At 62.3% G+C, this 16,424-nt stretch carries 12 protein-coding genes; 2 read left to right on the forward strand and 10 right to left on the reverse strand.

Going from position 1 to position 16,424, the window contains the following annotated elements:
• Positions 1-5: 5 nt before the first annotated feature.
• Together IB241_RS21010 and IB241_RS21015 are read right to left on the reverse strand one after the other, a co-directional pair.
• Complete coding sequence (locus IB241_RS21010) at positions 6-2,261, reverse strand: ATP-dependent DNA helicase (RefSeq protein WP_192300123.1); 2,256 nt, start codon at positions 2,259-2,261, stop codon at positions 6-8.
• A complete protein-coding gene (locus tag IB241_RS21015; protein ID WP_192300124.1) occupies positions 2,258-3,901 on the reverse strand; it encodes a VRR-NUC domain-containing protein in 1,644 nt (547 codons plus the stop codon). The genes IB241_RS21010 and IB241_RS21015 overlap by 4 nt, the downstream gene beginning before the upstream one ends.
• A 187-nt stretch (positions 3,902-4,088) precedes the next feature.
• Here IB241_RS21015 and IB241_RS21020 point away from each other — a divergent pair, with 187 nt between their 5' ends.
• On the forward strand, positions 4,089-4,313 hold the full coding sequence (locus IB241_RS21020; protein ID WP_192300125.1) for a YgdI/YgdR family lipoprotein: 225 nt from the start codon (positions 4,089-4,091) through the stop codon (positions 4,311-4,313).
• A 149-nt stretch (positions 4,314-4,462) separates the two neighbouring features.
• Here IB241_RS21020 and IB241_RS21025 read toward each other — a convergent pair whose 3' ends face one another.
• The 8 genes from IB241_RS21025 to IB241_RS21060 all read right to left on the reverse strand — a co-directional run bounded on the left by IB241_RS21025 (position 4,463) and on the right by IB241_RS21060 (position 15,050).
• A complete protein-coding gene (locus IB241_RS21025; protein ID WP_192300126.1) occupies positions 4,463-5,875 on the reverse strand; it encodes a lipase in 1,413 nt (470 codons plus the stop codon).
• Positions 5,876-5,917: 42 nt separating this feature from the next.
• Entirely contained in the window at positions 5,918-7,255 is a 1,338-nt protein-coding gene (locus tag IB241_RS21030) for a TolC family outer membrane protein (protein ID WP_192300127.1), read from the reverse strand.
• A gap of 2 nt (positions 7,256-7,257) precedes the next feature.
• Complete coding sequence (locus IB241_RS21035; RefSeq protein ID WP_192300128.1) at positions 7,258-8,550, reverse strand: HlyD family type I secretion periplasmic adaptor subunit; 1,293 nt, start codon at positions 8,548-8,550, stop codon at positions 7,258-7,260.
• The gene (locus tag IB241_RS21040; protein ID WP_192300129.1) at positions 8,547-10,247 is read right to left on the reverse strand and encodes a type I secretion system permease/ATPase; all 1,701 of its coding nucleotides are present in this window, start codon (positions 10,245-10,247) and stop codon (positions 8,547-8,549) included. Before IB241_RS21040 ends, IB241_RS21035 begins: the two co-directional genes overlap by 4 nt.
• A gap of 104 nt (positions 10,248-10,351) precedes the next feature.
• Complete coding sequence (locus IB241_RS21045) at positions 10,352-10,720, reverse strand: AprI/Inh family metalloprotease inhibitor (protein ID WP_192300130.1); 369 nt, start codon at positions 10,718-10,720, stop codon at positions 10,352-10,354.
• A 52-nt stretch (positions 10,721-10,772) separates the two neighbouring features.
• Positions 10,773-12,206, reverse strand: a complete 1,434-nt coding sequence (locus IB241_RS21050; RefSeq protein WP_192300131.1) for a serralysin family metalloprotease — start codon at positions 12,204-12,206, stop codon at positions 10,773-10,775.
• Between the two features lie 366 nt (positions 12,207-12,572).
• A complete protein-coding gene (locus IB241_RS21055) occupies positions 12,573-13,676 on the reverse strand; it encodes a P1 family peptidase (RefSeq protein WP_192300132.1) in 1,104 nt (367 codons plus the stop codon).
• Between the two features lie 9 nt (positions 13,677-13,685).
• Positions 13,686-15,050 (reverse strand): APC family permease, encoded by a 1,365-nt coding sequence (locus IB241_RS21060; RefSeq protein WP_192300133.1) that lies wholly within the window; start codon positions 15,048-15,050, stop codon positions 13,686-13,688.
• 199 nt (positions 15,051-15,249) lie between these two features.
• Between IB241_RS21060 and IB241_RS21065 the strand changes: the two genes are divergently transcribed.
• Positions 15,250-16,038 (forward strand): helix-turn-helix transcriptional regulator, encoded by a 789-nt coding sequence (locus tag IB241_RS21065; protein WP_192300134.1) that lies wholly within the window; start codon positions 15,250-15,252, stop codon positions 16,036-16,038.
• Positions 16,039-16,424: the final 386 nt, after the last annotated feature.

Below are 16,424 nucleotides of genomic sequence, written 5' to 3' on the forward strand. Positions count from 1 at the left end.
ATAACTCACTCCACCGCCCACCAGCGCGGCAACAACTGGCGCACCCGCGCCTCGCCGAAGCGGTCGTCGATCAACATCACCACGCCCTCGTCCTGCTGGCCACGAATCACCCGCCCGGCGGCCTGCACCACCTTTTGTAGCCCAGGGTACAAATACGTGTAGTCGTAACCGGCACCAAAGATCGTGGCCATGCGCTGCTTGATCTGTTCGTTGACCGGGTTCAGTTGCGGCAGGCCCAGGGTGGCGATAAACGCACCGATCAGGCGCGCACCGGGCAAGTCGATACCCTCGCCAAACGCACCGCCAAGCACGGCAAAGCCGATGCCCTGGCTGTGTTCGGTGAACTGCTCGAGAAATGCCTGGCGCTCGGCCTCGGCCATGCCGCGCGATTGCAGCCACAGCGGGATCTGCGGGTGGCGTTCGGCGAGCAATTGCGCGACCTGTTGCAGGTAGTCAAAGCTGGAAAAAAACGCCAGGTAGTTGCCCGGCCGCTGCGCGAACTGCGTGGCGATCAACGCGACGATGGGTTCCAGCGAGGCCTGGCGGTGCACGAAGCGCGTGGAGATCTGATCGACGATGCGCACCTTGAGCTGCGCGGCCTTGAACGGCGACTCCACGTCGATCCACGCGGTGTCCGCCGGCAGCCCCAGCAGGTCGGCGTAGTAGTGACGCGGACTCAGGGTCGCGGAAAACAGCACACTGCTGCGCGCCGCGGTGAGCCGTGGGCGAATGAACTCGGCAGGTACCACGTTGCGCAGGCACAGGGTCGAGCTGCTGCGCTTGCCGCTGTGTTGGCGTTTGCTGATGTCAAAAATGAACTGTTCATTGAACAGCTCGGCGACCTTGGCAAATTGCAATGCGTCGAAGTAGAAGGTTTGCAACTCGCCGCTGAGGGCTTGCGGGTGGTCGTTGAAATAGTCACCCATGGCGCTGGTACACAGGCCCAGGGCGTGCAGAAATTTGTCTGGACGGCTCGCGTAGGCCTGGTAGGGCGCGAGCTGGTCCTTGTGCAGCGCATTCCATTCGCGGTTCAGGCGTTGCAGGGGTTTGTTCAGCGGCTCGGGCGCACTGTCGCGCAGGGTCTTGAGGTGGTATTGGTCAAGGCTGGCGCTGTACATCGAGCGGGCGCGCTCCACCAGGTTGTGCGCTTCGTCCACCAGCACCGCCGCCCGCCACTGGTTGAGCTGGGCCAGGCCGAACAGCATGGCGCCAAAGTCGAAATAGTAGTTGTAGTCGGCGACGATCAGGTCGGCCCAGCGCGCCATTTCCTGGCTCAGGTAATACGGGCACACGTCGTGGGCCAGGGCCACCTCGCGCAAGTTGCGCTGATCGAGCTGGCGCACCTGCGAAGCGGCACTGCGGGCAGCGGGCAGGCGGTCGTAGAAGCCTTTGGCCAATGGGCACGAATCGCCGTGGCAGGCTTTGTCCGGGTGTTCGCAGGCCTTGTCGCGGGCGACCAGTTCCAGCACGCGCAAGGGCAAGTCCGGGTGGCTGCGGTGCAGCACATCGGCGGCGTCGAGGGCGAGCTTGCGCCCCGGAGTCTTGGCGGTGAGGAAGAACAGCTTGTCCAGTTGCTGCGGCGCCAGGGCCTTGAGCAGCGGGAAGATCGTGCCGATGGTCTTGCCGATGCCCGTGGGAGCCTGGGCCATCAGGCAGCGGCCGGTGGTGACGGCCTTAAAGACCGTCTCCGCAAGCGAGCGTTGGCCCGTGCGAAACCCGGCGTGCGGAAACCCCAGGGTTTGCGCGGCGCTGTTGCGGGCGGCGCGGTGCTGCATTTCCTGCTGGGCCCAGCCGAGGAACTGCGCGCACTGGGCGTTGAAGAAGGTCTCCAGTTCGGCGGCGCTATAACGCTGGTGCAGTAGCGTTTCGCCCTCGCCGACAATGTCGAAGTACACCAGCGCCAGGTCGATGTCCGTCAACCCAAGCTTCTGGCACATCAGCCAGCCATACACCTTGACCTGGGCCCAGTGCAGTTGCCGGTGGTTGGCAGGCTGGGCATCGAGGTCGCCGCGATAGGTCTTCACTTCCTCCAGGCGGTTGGCGTCCGGGTCGTAGCCGTCCGCCCTGCCCCGCACCGTGAGCTGCTGGTACTCGCCCTCCAGGGCGACTTCATGCTGGTAATGCGCGTTGCGCCGCGAGGCGACGGTGCGATGGCCGACGATACCTTCCTGGGCGCTGGGCGACGGCGTGAAGCGTAGGTCGAGGTCGCCGACCTTGGCCGTGAACTCACACAGCGCGCGCACTGCCACGTTGTAGCTCAAACCGACGACTCCGCCCAGCGCACGTAGCAGACGGTGACCGGCATCTGGTGTTCGGCGCAGAACTCCAGCCAGCGCAACTGGTTGTCCTGCAGGCGGTCGCCGGGGCCTTTGACTTCGATCATGCGATAGGTGTTTTGCGCGGGCCAGAACTGGATCAGGTCCGGCATCCCGGCGCGGTTGGCGCGGATGTCCAGCAGCAGGCGCTCGAACCAGTGGCGCAAATGCACGGCGGGAAAGCACGCCAAGGCCTGTTCCAGCAGTTCTTCGTTGAGCAGGTTCCAGAACACGAACGGTGACTGGATGCCCCACTTTTCCTGGTAGCGCTGGCGGATCGTGGCCTTGTAGCGCTCGTCCTGCAGTTGCGCGAAACAGGCTGCGAACAAGTCGGCACGGCGCTGATGGAAGTCTTCGCTGTGCAGGTCCGCCGGCCCGCGTTGGAACGGGTGGAAAAACGAGCCCGGCAGCGGCGCGAAGATCGCGTCCCAGCACAGCAGGCCAAACAGCGAGTTGATCAGACCGTTCTCGACGTAATGCACCGGCGCGTCGGGCTCGTTCAGGTGTGCCTGTACGCTGGCTTCCACCGACTCCAGAGCCTGCGGCAGTGCCAGGTCCAGGCGCGTGACCTCGCGTGGCTTGAGCCTGGGCAGCGCCGGTTCGCCCAACTTGCGCCGCAGACGTGGCAGCACGCGCAGCAGGTGCTGTTGCTCGGCGGCACTTTCCGGGGTTTGTTGCGCGGCACTCGCCAGGGCCATGGCCTGGGCGTAGTCCTCCTGGCGTTCCAGCACGCGGATCAGCCGCGCACGCGCGCCAGGGTAGGCGCAGGTGCGGTAGATCTGTGCCGCCAGCGCCAGCTCAGCCAGGCGTTCACAATGCTGCCCGAGCAGAAACAACAGCTTGGCCCGACGCCGTTCCAACCAGGGGTTGTCGGTATTGAGGGCGGTGATGCGCGTGCGTATGTCCTCGATCGGCTCACCGGCCTCGAAGGCTTGCTGGCAGCCATGCAGGAACAGGAAACCCTGCACGTCATCACGGCTGCGCAAACCGCGGGATTCGGCGCAGATCTCGACTTTTTCATAGGTGTAGATGCCCAGGTCCGCCAGCACGAATTCGGACCAGTCCTGATACAGGTTGCCGAAGAACATCAGGCGCAGGCGGTCACACATGTCCATCACCGTGAGGCTGTACAGCGTGTCGGGCAGCGCGGGGCACCACTGGGCAAAGCTGAGGCTCTCGGGGAACTGCGCCGCCAGGCCTGCCAGCCACTCGACTTTGTTGGCCTTGGGCTGGTCGATCCACGGTTTGAAGGCATTGAGGATCTCGCCTTTTTGCAGCAAGGCGAACAGCTCTTCAAACGCCAGCGGTTGCTGGTCGTTTACCCACCCCAACTGCAACAGCGGCTGCGCGGCGGCGTGGGTGCAACCGATTTCCAGATAATTGAGCTTGCCCGCACGAAAATGCACGCCCTTGCGCATGACCATGCGCACCAGCAAGGCCTGGGACGCCTGGGGCAAGCTGTCAAATTGCTGAATGAACTGCGTTTCGTCAGGGTCGAGCAGGTCGGCATAGCGTTGCCCCAGCCATTGCAGGACCTGACGGAAGTTTTGCAGGTAATAGAGCGGGTCTTCGAGGGGGTTGGCCATGGCACGTAGAGGTCAAATACTGGTTATGCATACAGAGTGCCGTCGCAAACGGCTTGTTGCAATCGGTAATAGATAAATGGCTCACGCAACTTTTTGTATAAAAGTGATCTGATGGGGAAGTCGATGGCGTAAAATTTGTCGCCCGCAGCCTCTGGCGTGGGACTTTTCAAGGTTAAAGGTAAGGGTTATGAACATGAAGAATTTGGGTCTTCCCCTGGTTGCACTCACTTTTCTGGTATTGGCCGGTTGCGCGACGCAAACCGTAGTGACGCTGCAAAACGGCACGCAGTATTTGACCCAGGACCTTCCAAAAACCAACACCGCCGACGGTTTCTATGAGTTCACTGACATCGCCGGCAAGCGTGTGCGGGTCAAGGCTGCGGATGTGGCAACAGTCATCAAGGAAAAGTAATTCTCCGGAGCCGACCGCGAATATTTGGGGAGCGGGCTTGTGTGGGAGCGGGCTTGCTCGCGAAGGCAGTCGGTCAGTTGGTATATATGGCGACTGACACGCCGCCTTCGCGAGCAAGCCCGCTCCCACAGTTTCAAGGCATTCCAGCTTTAGCTGATCACCATCCCCTCTCCCGTCCAGCCGCTCACGCCGACCAGCGTGACCGAATCCGCACCCACACTGATCAGCGTGTCCCCACCCTGCTCCCGGTATTGCACACTGCCCTGCACATCCTTGAACAGCAGCGTGTCCGTCGCCTGATAGCCGATCACCCGGTCCTGGCCAAACTGCCCGCTGAACAGAAAGGTATTGTGCCCACTGCTGTCGCGAATCGTGTCATTGCCCTTGCCACCCTCGATAAAGTCCACGCCCTTGCCGCCCTGGATCAGGTCGTTGCCGTCGCTGCCAATGATGAAGGTATTGCCCTTGTGCGGTTCGGCGTTGCGGTTGAGGTCCTGCACCCAGGTGGTGGCGCGTGCCGGGTCGGACAGGTTGGCGACGATGACCGTGGAATCGCGGGTCATCTGCTCGTAGAAACCCGATTCAACGACCCGTGTCAGCCCGTCGCCATACCCGGTGGGCAGATGGGAGATCCAGGTCGGCAGGTTGGTGATGGAAAACGGCAGCACATTCCACAGGGTCGAGGCGTAGTGGTCGTTGAAGCTGACGATATTGTCGGTGCTCGACTCATGGGGCTTGTCATGCACGCCGAGGGACGACAGGTTGAACGATGAGCCGTCCAGCGCGCGGAACACCGGGTCATTTTCGTAGCCGATATTGAGCACCTTGTCGCCGCTGCTTTGGGTCGGCGAGGCGTAGGCTACGTAGTTGGCGTTCTTGTAGAACCCTGACCACCGACTGCCGCTCAAGTCGGCCATGCTGTTGACCGCCAGGCCGCCCAGGCTATGACCGCTGACCAGCACATCGGCGCCGTGCAGGCCATGGGCACTGGCGTAGTCGGCAACATTTTTCAGCAGCCCGCCAAATGCCTCACCGGCGTAGTTCTTCGCATAATCCTTGGGCCCCAGCGCGGCCAGCAGGTCACTGACCAAATCGCCGATGGAGTCGCTGATCAGGCTTTCCCGTGGCCCGGACGTACCGCGAAAGCCGATGCCGATTTCGAGCAATTTGCCCGCGTCATCGTACTTGCCCAGCACCTCGACTTGCGCCGTGGTGTAGCCGGCCTTTTCCCCAAAGAATGTGCCCCGCGCATCAACCTTGCCGGCGTAGCCCAGGGCGCTGGCGCTGATGGGCGTCCAGCCGGCCTTTTGCACGGCATCCAGGGCGGCCTTTTCCGAATCCGGGTTCCACGGGATACCTGGAATCACCCCTTGGGAATCGCTGCCACCGAGCACCGCGCCGACCAAAGTGGCGGGCAAACCCCAGCCCAGGCCGTTGTGCTGGTAACCCACGGCAAAGCCGTTATCCAGGTTGTGATAGCTGTACAAGGTGATTGCCATGGCGTCGGCGAACAACGCCTTGGAACCCTCGGGTCCGAAGTTTTTGTAATCGAAGATACCCATGCTGATGCCTCTTTTTGTTGTTGGAATGCGCGAGATCGGCGGTCACCGTTGCGCCGGCCCAAACGCCTCATCCACCTTGGCCAGGTCGGTGTCACGCAGGTTGCCGGCGTAGTAATGCAATTTGGTCCAGGCCATCAGGTAGTCGTAGCGCGCCTGGGCGAGGTCGCGGCGGGTGCTGTAGAGCTGCTGCTCGGCGTTGAGCGCGTCGAGGTTGACCCGCTCGCCACCGAGGATGCTTTGCTTTGTCGACACCACCAGCGCTTCGGCCGAGACCAGGGCCTTCTGGTACGCACGCAATTTGCTCACCCCCGACAGGCACGCGCTGAACTGGCGCCGCAGCTCGATCAGGGTTTCGCGGGTCTTGCCCTCCAGTTCGTACTCGGCCTGCTCCATGGCGCGGCTGGCCTGGCGGGTGGAGGCGGCAATACCGCCACCGGCATACAGCGGCAGGCTGACTTCAATGCCGATGGTGTTGGTGTCGTAGCGCTGGTTGTAGGTATTGCCGCTGTCGGACTCCTGCTGGCGCGAACTGGCATACGCCGTGACTTTGGGCAAATGCCCGGCGCGGTTGCGTTCCACTTCATAACGCGCCACTTCCAGGGCCTGGCGCTGGGAGGCCAGCGTCGGGTTGTTGCTGATCGCCAGCGCATGCCAGGTGTCGTAGTTGGCCGGGCTCAGGGTGAACGCGGCGAAGCCTTGGTTCAGCGGCGCCAGGTCGTTGATGTTGACGCTTGGTACGCCGATCAACGCGCCCAGTTCGCGCAAGGACGCGTCCTGCTCATCCAGCGCCTGGATCTCTTCGGCGCTGGCCAACTCGTAACGGGACTCGGCTTCGAGAATGTCCGTGCGCGTGCCCTCACCCCGCTCGAACAAGTGACGGTTTTGCTGGAACTGCTGCTCGAAGGCCTTCTTCTTGGCCCGGGCAATGTCGATCTGGTCCTGTGCGAACAACGCCTGGGTGTAGTAGGACAACACCCGCACCAGCAACGCCTGGCTCTTGTCGCGAAAACTCTCGTCGGCAAACAGTGCCTGGGCCACGCCCTTGCGGTAGTTGGCATAGGCTTCGTAGTCGAACAGCGGCTGTTGCAGGCTGAACGTGGAGCCGTAGCTGTTGTAGTTGCGGTCATCGTGATAGTTGCCACCACGGCCGTCGGGCAAGGTGGCCTGGGAGTTGTTGCGCCCCTTGTTGTAGTTGTACGACAGCTTGGGCAGCAGGCCGGCACGGCCGATGGTGCGATTCTCCAGGCCGGCGTCGCGCTCCTTGATGGCGCCGAGGAACACCGGGTCGTTGCGCAGGGCCTGCTCGTACACGTCGAACGGGCCCATGGCGGCGTGGGCAGTGGTACAACTGAGCAGCAAGGCGATAAACACCGCTTTCATGTTTATTCCTCGGTCAATGCGGAGCCGGCGCGATCCAGCAGCGGCTTGAACAGGTAATTGAGCAGCGAACGCTCGCCGGTACGCACGAACATTTCGGCGGGCATGCCGGGCTTGATCACCAGGCCGTGGAGTTTCTCCAGCGCCAGCTCGCTGACCGTGGTGCGCAGCACGTAGTACGGCGCGCCGGTCTTTTCATCGAGCATCTGGTCGGCCGAAATCAGGCTGACCTGCCCGGGCACCCGTGGCGTGCGGCTCTGGTTGAAGGCGGTGAACAGAATGTCGACCGGCAGTTGCGTGCCGACCTTGTCCACCAGGTGCACCGGCAAGCGCCCTTCGACTTCCAGGCGTGTGCCCTGGGGCACGATCTCCAGTAGGGTTTCACCGGCGCGCACCACTGCGCCGACGGTGTGCACGCTGAGGTTGACTGCAATCCCATCGGCCGGCGCGTTGATCTGGCTGTGTTGCAGGTCGAACCCGGCGGACGTCAACTGCTGCTCCAGGGTCAGGCTGCGCAATTGCGCGTCGGCCAGTTGGCTACGTACCTCTTTCTGGTATTCCTCGCCGTGCTGCTGCAATTTCAGACGCGATTCAAGGATGCCCTGCTCGACCCGGCCGCTTTCGCCGCTGTTTTGCGCCAGGTCCTGTTGCACCTGGGACAGTTGGCGCTGGTACTCCAACAAGCGGTTGCGCGGGATGTAGCCGTTGTCGGCCAGGGGTTGCAGGTTGGCCAACTGATCGCGCAGGGATTGGGCCTGGGCCGTCAGGTCACTGCGCGCACGGCGCATGCCGCCCAGTTGCGCGGTGGCACCCTCGATGTTGGCGCGAATCCCGGCCTGCTCGCGGGCAAAGGCTTCGCGGCGGCTGCTGAACAGTTGGCGCTGGCCTTCCAGGACCAAGGCCAGGGCCGGGTCGGGATTGCTGCTCAGTTCGGCCGGAAAAACGATGCCGGGGCGGTTATCGCGCTCGCTCTGCCATCGCGCCACGCTGGCCCAGGCCATGCGGTATTGGGCTTGCAGCGATTGCACGTCAGCCTGGTGTTGGGTCTGGTCGAGACGAAACAGCGGCTGGCCTTGTTTGACCGCCTCGCCCTCACGCACCAGAATCGCGCTGACCACGCCGGGGCTGAGGGTTTGCACAGCCTTGCGCTTGCCCGACACCACCACCGTGCCTTGCACCGGAATGCCCTGGTCCAGCGGCGCCAGGCTGGCCCAAAGGAAAAAACCGCCGGCGCCGAGCACTGTCAGCAACCAGCCCATGCGCACAAAAAAGCCGGCGTCGTGTTGTTCGTGGATCATGCTGGCATCCTCTCTTGAGGCGGTTGTTCACGCTGCCCGGACAACGCCCGCAGCACTTCCTGGCTGGGTCCGAACACTTGCAGCTGGCCGTCGTTGAGCACCAGCAGCTTGTCGGCCTGGGCCAATGCCGCCGAGCGATGGGTGACCAGTACCACGCTGCTGCCCTGGGCTTTCATCTGCACGATGGCGCTGGCCAGAGCAGCTTCGCCCTGGGTGTCGAGGTTGGAGTTGGGCTCATCCAGCACAATCAGCCGCGGCCCGCCGTACAACGCGCGGGCCAGGGCCACCCGTTGCTTCTGGCCGCCGGACAGCCCGCAGCCGTTGTCGCCCAGTACGGTGTCGTAGCCTTGGGGCAGGCGCAGGATCAGTTCATGTACCCCGGCTTGTTGCGCGGCTTTGACCACGAGCTGCGGGTCGGCCTGGCGAAAACGCGCGATGTTGTCGGCAATGCTGCCGCTGAACAGCTCGATGTCCTGGGGCAGGTAGCCGATGTGCGGGCCGAGGTCGTCGCGGTCCCAGCGGTGGATGTCGGCGCCATCCAGGCGCACCGTGCCCGCCAGGGTCGGCCACACGCCCACCAGCACCCGGGCCAGGGTGGATTTGCCGGAGCCCGAGGCGCCGAGCACACCCAGCACCTCCCCGGCGCCAAGGTTGAAACTGACGTGGTGCAGCGTCGCCACACGCCGCCCCGGCGGGCCCGCGCTGACCTGTTCGAAACTGACCTGGCCGTTGGGCGCCGGCAACTTCATCGGCTCGACGGCCTCCGGGCTCTCGCGCAGCAACGCATCCAGGCGCTGGTAGGCCAACTTGGCCGAACTCCACTGTTTCCACACCGCAATCAACTGGTCGATGGGACTGAGCACCCGGCCCATCAGGATGGAACCGGCGATCATCATCCCGGCGGTCATGTCGCCCTTGATCACCAGCCAAGCGCCAAGCCCCAGCACTAACGATTGCAGGCACAGGCGCAGGGATTTGCTCAGGGAAGTGATTACCGCACCGGTGTCACTGGCCCGATTCTGCAGGCCGAGAAATTGCGTATGCACGGCAAACCAGCGCTGACGCAACGCGCCGAGCATGCCCATGGCCTGGATAGTCTCGGCATTGTGCAAATGGCTGGTGGCCAGTTGCGTGGATTGCTGCGAGTAACCGCTGGCCTCGCCCAACGGCTTTTTGGTCAGGTATTCGTTGAGGCACGCCAAGCCGATCAACAACAGCGCACCGGCCGTGGCCAACACGCCAAGCCAGACGTTGAACAGGAAAATCACCAGCAGATAGATGGGAAACCACGGCGCATCAAAAAACGCGAACAACGCAGGGCCGGTGATGAATTGGCGGATATGGGTCAAGTCGCCAAGGGACTGCCCGGCGTGCCCCTGGCCGCAGTGCAGGTTGCGTTCAAACGCGGCCTTGTAGACGCGCAAGTTGAAACGCCGCTCCAATTGGCTGCCGATGCGGATCACGATAAAACTGCGGATCGCCTCCAGTGTGCCAATAAACACAAAGAAGCCCACGACCATCAGTGTCAACATCACCAGGGTGGTTTCATTCTGGGAGGACAGCACGCGGTCATACACTTGCAGCATGTAAATCGACGGCACCAGCATCAACAGGTTAATCAATGCCGTGAAACAGCCAACGCTGATCAAGAGGTTCTTGTATTCACCCAGCGCTTTGAATAAAGGCGGTGTGGCCATGTCTTCCGATCTCACTTGAACCAAACAATAAGCAATAGTTGCCCGCACCCCGAATAACGGAGCGGCCAACTAATAAAATCAAGTTATAGGCTTATAACCAACAACTAAGGGATGCGCTGCAACAGCACTTCGGTGCCTTGGGCGGTGCGACCTTTATATTCACCCTCTTTCTGCCGGTTCAAATGGGTAATCCCGGTGCCGTCGGCATTCATCAGCCAGATACCGTCCGGGGTCGGCAGCCAGGTCTTCGGATGGTCGCCCAGCCACTGCGCGGCGCATTCAACGTCGCCAGCCACGGCATTGGCGGCGACCACCAGGTCCAACGCACACACCTGGTCCTGCTGGTGCAACTGCCAGTGTCCGGCCAATTGGGCGCTGCTGGGTAAAACAAGACTGCTCGCCATCACGTGGGCTCCTGCCGATACGAACATCGCCAGCAATACGCGGGCGATAAAGGGGGTAAAACGCTGCATCTTGCTTATGCTCCATGGGCAAAGCGCGGCGCCGAAACGCCGCGCTCCTGCATCACGCCACGATGTCGCTGACGGCCGCCTGGCCAACGGTGGTGACGAGGAAATCCGCCACGCCGTGCCCGGAGAAGTCTACCGCCAAGGTGCCCAGGTTGCTGCCAGAAGCGTAGGACAGCACCGCGTCGCCGGCATGCCCGGTAAACGCGTTGACGAAGGTCAGGCCTGCGCCTTTGGTGATACCGGACAGGTCGATCTTGTCCGAACCCGAGGTGAAGTCAAAGATCTTGTCCGCCGCCCCCGGCCTGGAGTCGGAGCTGGCGCCGAACACAAAGGTGTCGTTGCCCGCGCCGCCCCACAGTTGGTCGGCACCGCCGCCACCGTAGATGATGTCGTTGCCGGCACCGCCCTTGATCACGTTGGCCGCGTTGTTGCCGATGATCAGATCGTTGCCGGCGCCACCGAAGGCATTCTCCACGGTCACGCCCTTGGCGATGGAGACGTTGCCTACCAGGCCGCCAACATCGGAGAACGAGGCTTCATTGAGGTTGATCTTCTGGTTCTGGGTGAAACCGGAGAAGTCCAGGGTGTCGTTGCCGCCACCGTCCCATACCGAGAACACCAGCTTGTCGGCGTTGGAAGTGGCGCTGAGGAAGTCACGCCCGGTGTTGGAGTTGAAGCCGTAGGTGGTGTCGCCGGCGCGCGTGTTGTAGTTGGCGCCGTAGAGCTTCTGGATCGCGGCGATGTCGTCGATCAGCGGGCCGGAAGCGTAGGCTTCGACGCCGCCTTTGCTGAAGTTCTGGTTGGTGTTGCTCTCGCTCCAGTAACTCATGACGCTGTAGCCGCGCGTGTCCTGTCCGTAGGACGCGTCGTTGTAGGTCGGTGCGCCTTCGCCGGCGTTGTAGTCGCCGGGATGCGCCAGGCCCAGGGTGTGGCCGATTTCGTGGGTCAGGGTCTGCCGGCCATAGTTGTTCAGGTCCGGGGTCTTGTTTGGCGTGTAGCTGCTGTTGGTCAAGTACCACGAGGTGCCGTCGTAGCCCGCGCCGGTGCCGGGCAGGTAGGCGAACGCCGCCGCGCCGTCCTGGCCGCCGCTGTAGTTGCCGAAGGTCATGTGGGCGTCGCCGCCGCTGGCCTTCTCGGTGAACGTGACGTTGGCCACATCCGCCCAGGACTGCATGGCCAGGGCGGCCTGTGCTTTCTGCTGGGCGCTGAACTGGCTGAAGCCGGAGATGCCATGTTTGTTCATGGTGCTCGACGACGCCGAGGTCAGGAAGGTGTAGGTCAGGTCGATCTTGCCGTTGCCGTCAACGTCCCGGTACGCCGCACCGTCGCGCAGCAGCTGGGTGGCGGCCTGGTCGACGGAGTAGGACGGTTTGCCATTGACCGTGAGGTTGCCGCCACGGTCATACAGATGGCTGAAGCTATCGATTTGCGAGTAAGCGGTGCTGGCTTGCGCCGCCGACACGATAGCCTTGTCTTTTACTTTTGACATAAACGTACTTCCTTGTTTGCAAGTGCATCAGTCTTTGATCGATAGGAACCCCGCGGGCGAGATCGTCCTATCACTCGCCTCTTTTGAAGGCGTAAGAAAACTGACACAACTTGAAATCTTTCGTCTACATCTATTTCCGGGGCAACAAAGTACCCGGTAATTAGCGCCAGTAAGTTGCACTCCGTATTTGCTGGTCGGCGCGGATTTTGTCCGACAAAAAACACGCCGCACTTATTTAAATATTAAATAGGGCTAAAGCCGCCAACGTTTGGCGGCCGCTTAGTTAATGGATCCAATATATTGGCACGGTGTCATTAACGACATTAAACAGCCACTACTTGAACTAAAAGTTGCAGTTGTCCCGGATTACCGGGGCATACTCCAGCCGGTTTTATCCAATGCCGCCAATAGGGTTTCAGCGTGCAGGCCCGGCACCAGCACGCCATCGTCGGTGTGCATGTCTTCGCCGGCCAGGATCGCGTTGATGATCGCCTCCTCCACGGCCTCTGCCGCCGCGCTGAACAGCGGCGAAATGTGATCGTTGTTGAGCATCTGCAACGACGTGCTCAGCGGCAGATCCTGGCGGCCGTAGTCAGCGGGCGGCAGGTCAGCGTTGCCAGTGGCAAACGCCAGGAACAGGTCGCCGCTGGAATCCTCGGTGCCGCCGCCGGTGCGCGCGATGCCGATGGACGCACGTTGCGCCAGGCGCTGGCATTGGTGCGGCAGCAACGGCGCATCGGTGGCAATGATCACCACGATCGAGCCCATGCCTGGCGTGCCGCGCTCGGCGAAGGGCGACGGGATTTGCAGCAACTGGCGGCCCACTGGGTAGCCATCGACCCGCAGTTCCTGGCGCTTGCCGTGGTTGGCCTGGACCAGCACGCCGACGGTCCAACCGCCCTGCTCTGCCGACAAGCGCCGCGACGCGGTACCGATGCCGCCCTTGAACTCATGGCAGATCATCCCGGTGCCGCCGCCCACCGCCCCCTCTTGCACCGGGCCGGTTTCAGCACACTCCAGCGCCTGGCGCACATGCTCGGGCCCGACGTGCTGGCCCCAGATGTCGTTGAGCAAGCCGTCGTAGGTCTCCATCACCACCGGCATGCACCAATACACTGCCGGGTCCGCCAGGCGCTCGCGCTCCAGGGCGATCAGGCTGTCGCGCACTACGCCAATACTGTGGGTGTTGGTGATCGCCAGCGGCGTAGTCAGCAGCCCCGCTTCACGAATCCATTCCAGGCCCGTGGCATCACCGTTGCCGTTGAGCACGTGATACCCGGCAAAGCACGGCTGCTGGCGGGCCTCGCCGGCGCGTGGCTGCACCACCGTCACGCCGGTGCGCACCTGTTTGCCGTCGACGCGGGTCTTGAGCGTACTGTGGCCAACCCGCACCCCCGGTACATCGGTGATGGCATTCAATGCGCCGGGCGTGCCCAGCCCCAACGTAATGCCCAATTGACGTGCACGCATAACCACTCCTTACAATTTCTGGAACGCCGGACTCAACCGGCCACTGATGCAATACAGAATCACCGACACGGCCAGCAAGCCGGCGATGATCATCACGTCGCGCACCGATGCCGCCGCGACCAGGGTCGCCAGCAGATACCCGGCGCCCAGCACGGCGAGCAATGCCGGCAAAGGCCAGAGCGGCATGCGGTAAGGGTGTTCGCGATCACGCAGCAACACCCGGCTCATCAACGCGCTCAACGCGACCACCAGGTACACCAGCATGATCAGCAGCACGCTGAACGAAGTGAGGTCGGCGAGGTTCGAGCTGAAACTCAGCAGTGCCGACGGAATCGCCAGGAACAGCGTAGCCAGCCACGGCGAATCCCAGCGCGGGTGAATGCGCGTAAACAATGTGTTGATCCGCGGCGTCCACAGCGCATCGCGCCCGCTGCTGAAGACCACGCGGCCGATCTGGATCACGATGGCGACAATGGCGTTGAACACCGACAGGAAAATCCCCGCACTGACCAGCCGCGACAAGGTTTCATTGCCATGACTGGTCAGCAGGTAGCCGATGGGGTCCGGGCTGCTGATCATCGCACTCAGGGACGGCGCGCCGATCAGCAACGCGGTGATCGGCACCAGCTCGATCACGACCACCAGGCCCAGCGACCACAACACCGCCTTGTGCACGCCCTTGCCGCCGCATTTCATGTCTTCGGCCAGCAGCACCGCCGGGCCGTAGCCATTGAATGAGAACAGGCCGATGCCCACCGCGCCGATCACCAAGGCCCAGGGCGCCAGGTGCAGCACGCCGTTTTCGACGATCTGCGGCTGGAACAGCACGCTGGCCGGCTGCATCGGGTTGCCGAAGCCGATAAACACGATCACCAGCAACGCGGCGACTTCCAGCAACAGGCAGGTGCCGGTGATCCAGGCGTTGAGCTTGATATTGAGGATGCCCAGGGCGTAACTGCACACCACGATGACCAGGGCGACGGTTTGTGAGTCGAATTTGGTACCCAGGGCGTTGTTCAAGTACGTCGCCGCGCCGGTGGCCAGCACCGGCGGGATAAACAGCAGCATTACCAATACCGTCAGGAACGTCGCGTAGCCCGCCATGCCGCCGAACACCCGCTTGGCATACACGTATTCGCCACCGGCGCTGTTGTGGGCACGGCCCAGTTCGGCGTAGCAGAAGGCAAACATCAGGGCGAGCAAAGCGGCCATCACGAATGCAAGGAACACGCCGCTACCCGCTTGCTGGATGGCAAACGGGGCGATCACAAACACGGAGCTGGCGGGCGTGACCGCCGAGACGGTAATGGCGACTACATCGAACACACTCAGCGTGGGCTTGAGCACGCCGTCTGGCGCGGGGGAAGCACTCATATCGTTATCCTCTGTGGTTGTTTTTGGTGTGAGGCAGAAACGAAAAATGGTGATTTATCGGGATATGTTTCCCGTTCAATGATGCCGACGTTATCGCCTGGGCCGTTGTCGGCCAATTCCCCTATTGGCGTACTCCCCTTGACGACACCCGGCAAAAGCCGAACCCTTGGCCGATCTTCTGCCCGTGGGAACCTGTGATATGAGCCTGTTCAGGGAAGTCGGCATGCACGCCGCACTGGGCCGCACGGTCGCGCACATCGGCACCGAGCGTTTCTGGAAACAGCTGGTGCTGTTGCTGCACCAATGCCTGCCATTCGATAACGCCCTGGCGATTTTCTACCCCAACGATGGCGCACCCCAGGCCCTGGAGGAATACGACGCGCAGCCGAGCAGCAAGCCGGCGTCGATGCTGGTGTACCTCAATGGCTTGTATTTGCTCGACCCGTTTTTCCAGGCCTGTCGCGAGGGATTCAGCAGCGGCGTGTACCGCCTGGAAGAAGTCGCGCCGGATCATTTCCGCCAGAGTGAGTACTTCCTCAACTACTTCCACGACAACGTGCTGGAGGATGAGGTGCAGTTCATCCTGCAAGTGCCGGGCGCAGGGACGTTGTCCCTGTCATTGGGCATGCAGCGCCGATTCAGCGTTGAAGAAACCGGGCTGATGACCCTGCTGGCGGCGTGGGTGTTGCCGTTGATGCAGCAACATTGGCAGCAGAGCACACAGCGCGCGGCACCGGCCATGGATAGCCAGATCCGCGATGCGTTGAGTCATTTTGGCAGCGGCGTGCTGTCGGAGCGCGAACTGGAAATCGCGCGCCTGGTACTGCGTGGGTTTTCGTCCAAGGCCATGGCCGAGCGCCTGAATATCTCGCCGGATACGGTAAAGGTGCACCGGCGACACTTGTACGCGAAGCTGGATATTTCGTCACAGCCGGAGCTGTTTTCGTTGTTTATCCAGTCGTTGGGGCATGATCTGGAAAACCCCTGAATCCGCGACTGCACAGAATCCAAGTGTGGGGTTTGTGTGGGGAATTCCATGGTTGAGGCGCAACCTCTCTGCCAGCAGTGCCACCGCCTTCGCAGCCTCGCTAAAGCTCGACAGCTCCCACAGGGGATTGGCAGTGCCTGGGCTATCTCCAGCCGAACACTGACATCCCAGCAACCCCAATCACCTGTGGGAGCGGGCTTGCCCGCGAAAGCGGTGATTCAGCCAACATCTCCACCAACAGTGCCACCGCCTTCGCAGTCTCGCTAAAGCTCGACAGCTCCCACAGAGGATTGGCAGTGCCTGGGCTATCTCCAGCCGAACACTGACATCCCAGCAACACAGCTCAAATGTGGGAGCGGGCTTGCCCGCGAAAGCGGTGGTTCAGC

Origin of the sequence: Pseudomonas sp. PDM05 (assembly GCF_014851685.1) — a bacterium.
Classification (GTDB): Bacteria; Pseudomonadota; Gammaproteobacteria; order Pseudomonadales; family Pseudomonadaceae; genus Aquipseudomonas.

What these genes read in the sequence shown, in the direction of transcription:
- IB241_RS21015 (WP_192300124.1), bottom strand. Translation starts at nt 3,901, where the DNA reads ATGGCCAACCCCCTCGAAGACCCGCTCTATTACCTGCAAAACTTCCGT.
- IB241_RS21020 (WP_192300125.1), top strand. Translation starts at nt 4,089, where the DNA reads ATGAACATGAAGAATTTGGGTCTTCCCCTGGTTGCACTCACTTTTCTG.
- IB241_RS21025 (WP_192300126.1), bottom strand. Translation starts at nt 5,875, where the DNA reads ATGGGTATCTTCGATTACAAAAACTTCGGACCCGAGGGTTCCAAGGCG.
- IB241_RS21030 (WP_192300127.1), bottom strand. Translation starts at nt 7,255, where the DNA reads ATGAAAGCGGTGTTTATCGCCTTGCTGCTCAGTTGTACCACTGCCCAC.
- IB241_RS21035 (WP_192300128.1), bottom strand. Translation starts at nt 8,550, where the DNA reads ATGATCCACGAACAACACGACGCCGGCTTTTTTGTGCGCATGGGCTGG.
- IB241_RS21040 (WP_192300129.1), bottom strand. Translation starts at nt 10,247, where the DNA reads ATGGCCACACCGCCTTTATTCAAAGCGCTGGGTGAATACAAGAACCTC.
- IB241_RS21045 (WP_192300130.1), bottom strand. Translation starts at nt 10,720, where the DNA reads ATGCAGCGTTTTACCCCCTTTATCGCCCGCGTATTGCTGGCGATGTTC.
- IB241_RS21050 (WP_192300131.1), bottom strand. Translation starts at nt 12,206, where the DNA reads ATGTCAAAAGTAAAAGACAAGGCTATCGTGTCGGCGGCGCAAGCCAGC.
- IB241_RS21055 (WP_192300132.1), bottom strand. Translation starts at nt 13,676, where the DNA reads ATGCGTGCACGTCAATTGGGCATTACGTTGGGGCTGGGCACGCCCGGC.
- IB241_RS21060 (WP_192300133.1), bottom strand. Translation starts at nt 15,050, where the DNA reads ATGAGTGCTTCCCCCGCGCCAGACGGCGTGCTCAAGCCCACGCTGAGT.
- IB241_RS21065 (WP_192300134.1), top strand. Translation starts at nt 15,250, where the DNA reads ATGAGCCTGTTCAGGGAAGTCGGCATGCACGCCGCACTGGGCCGCACG.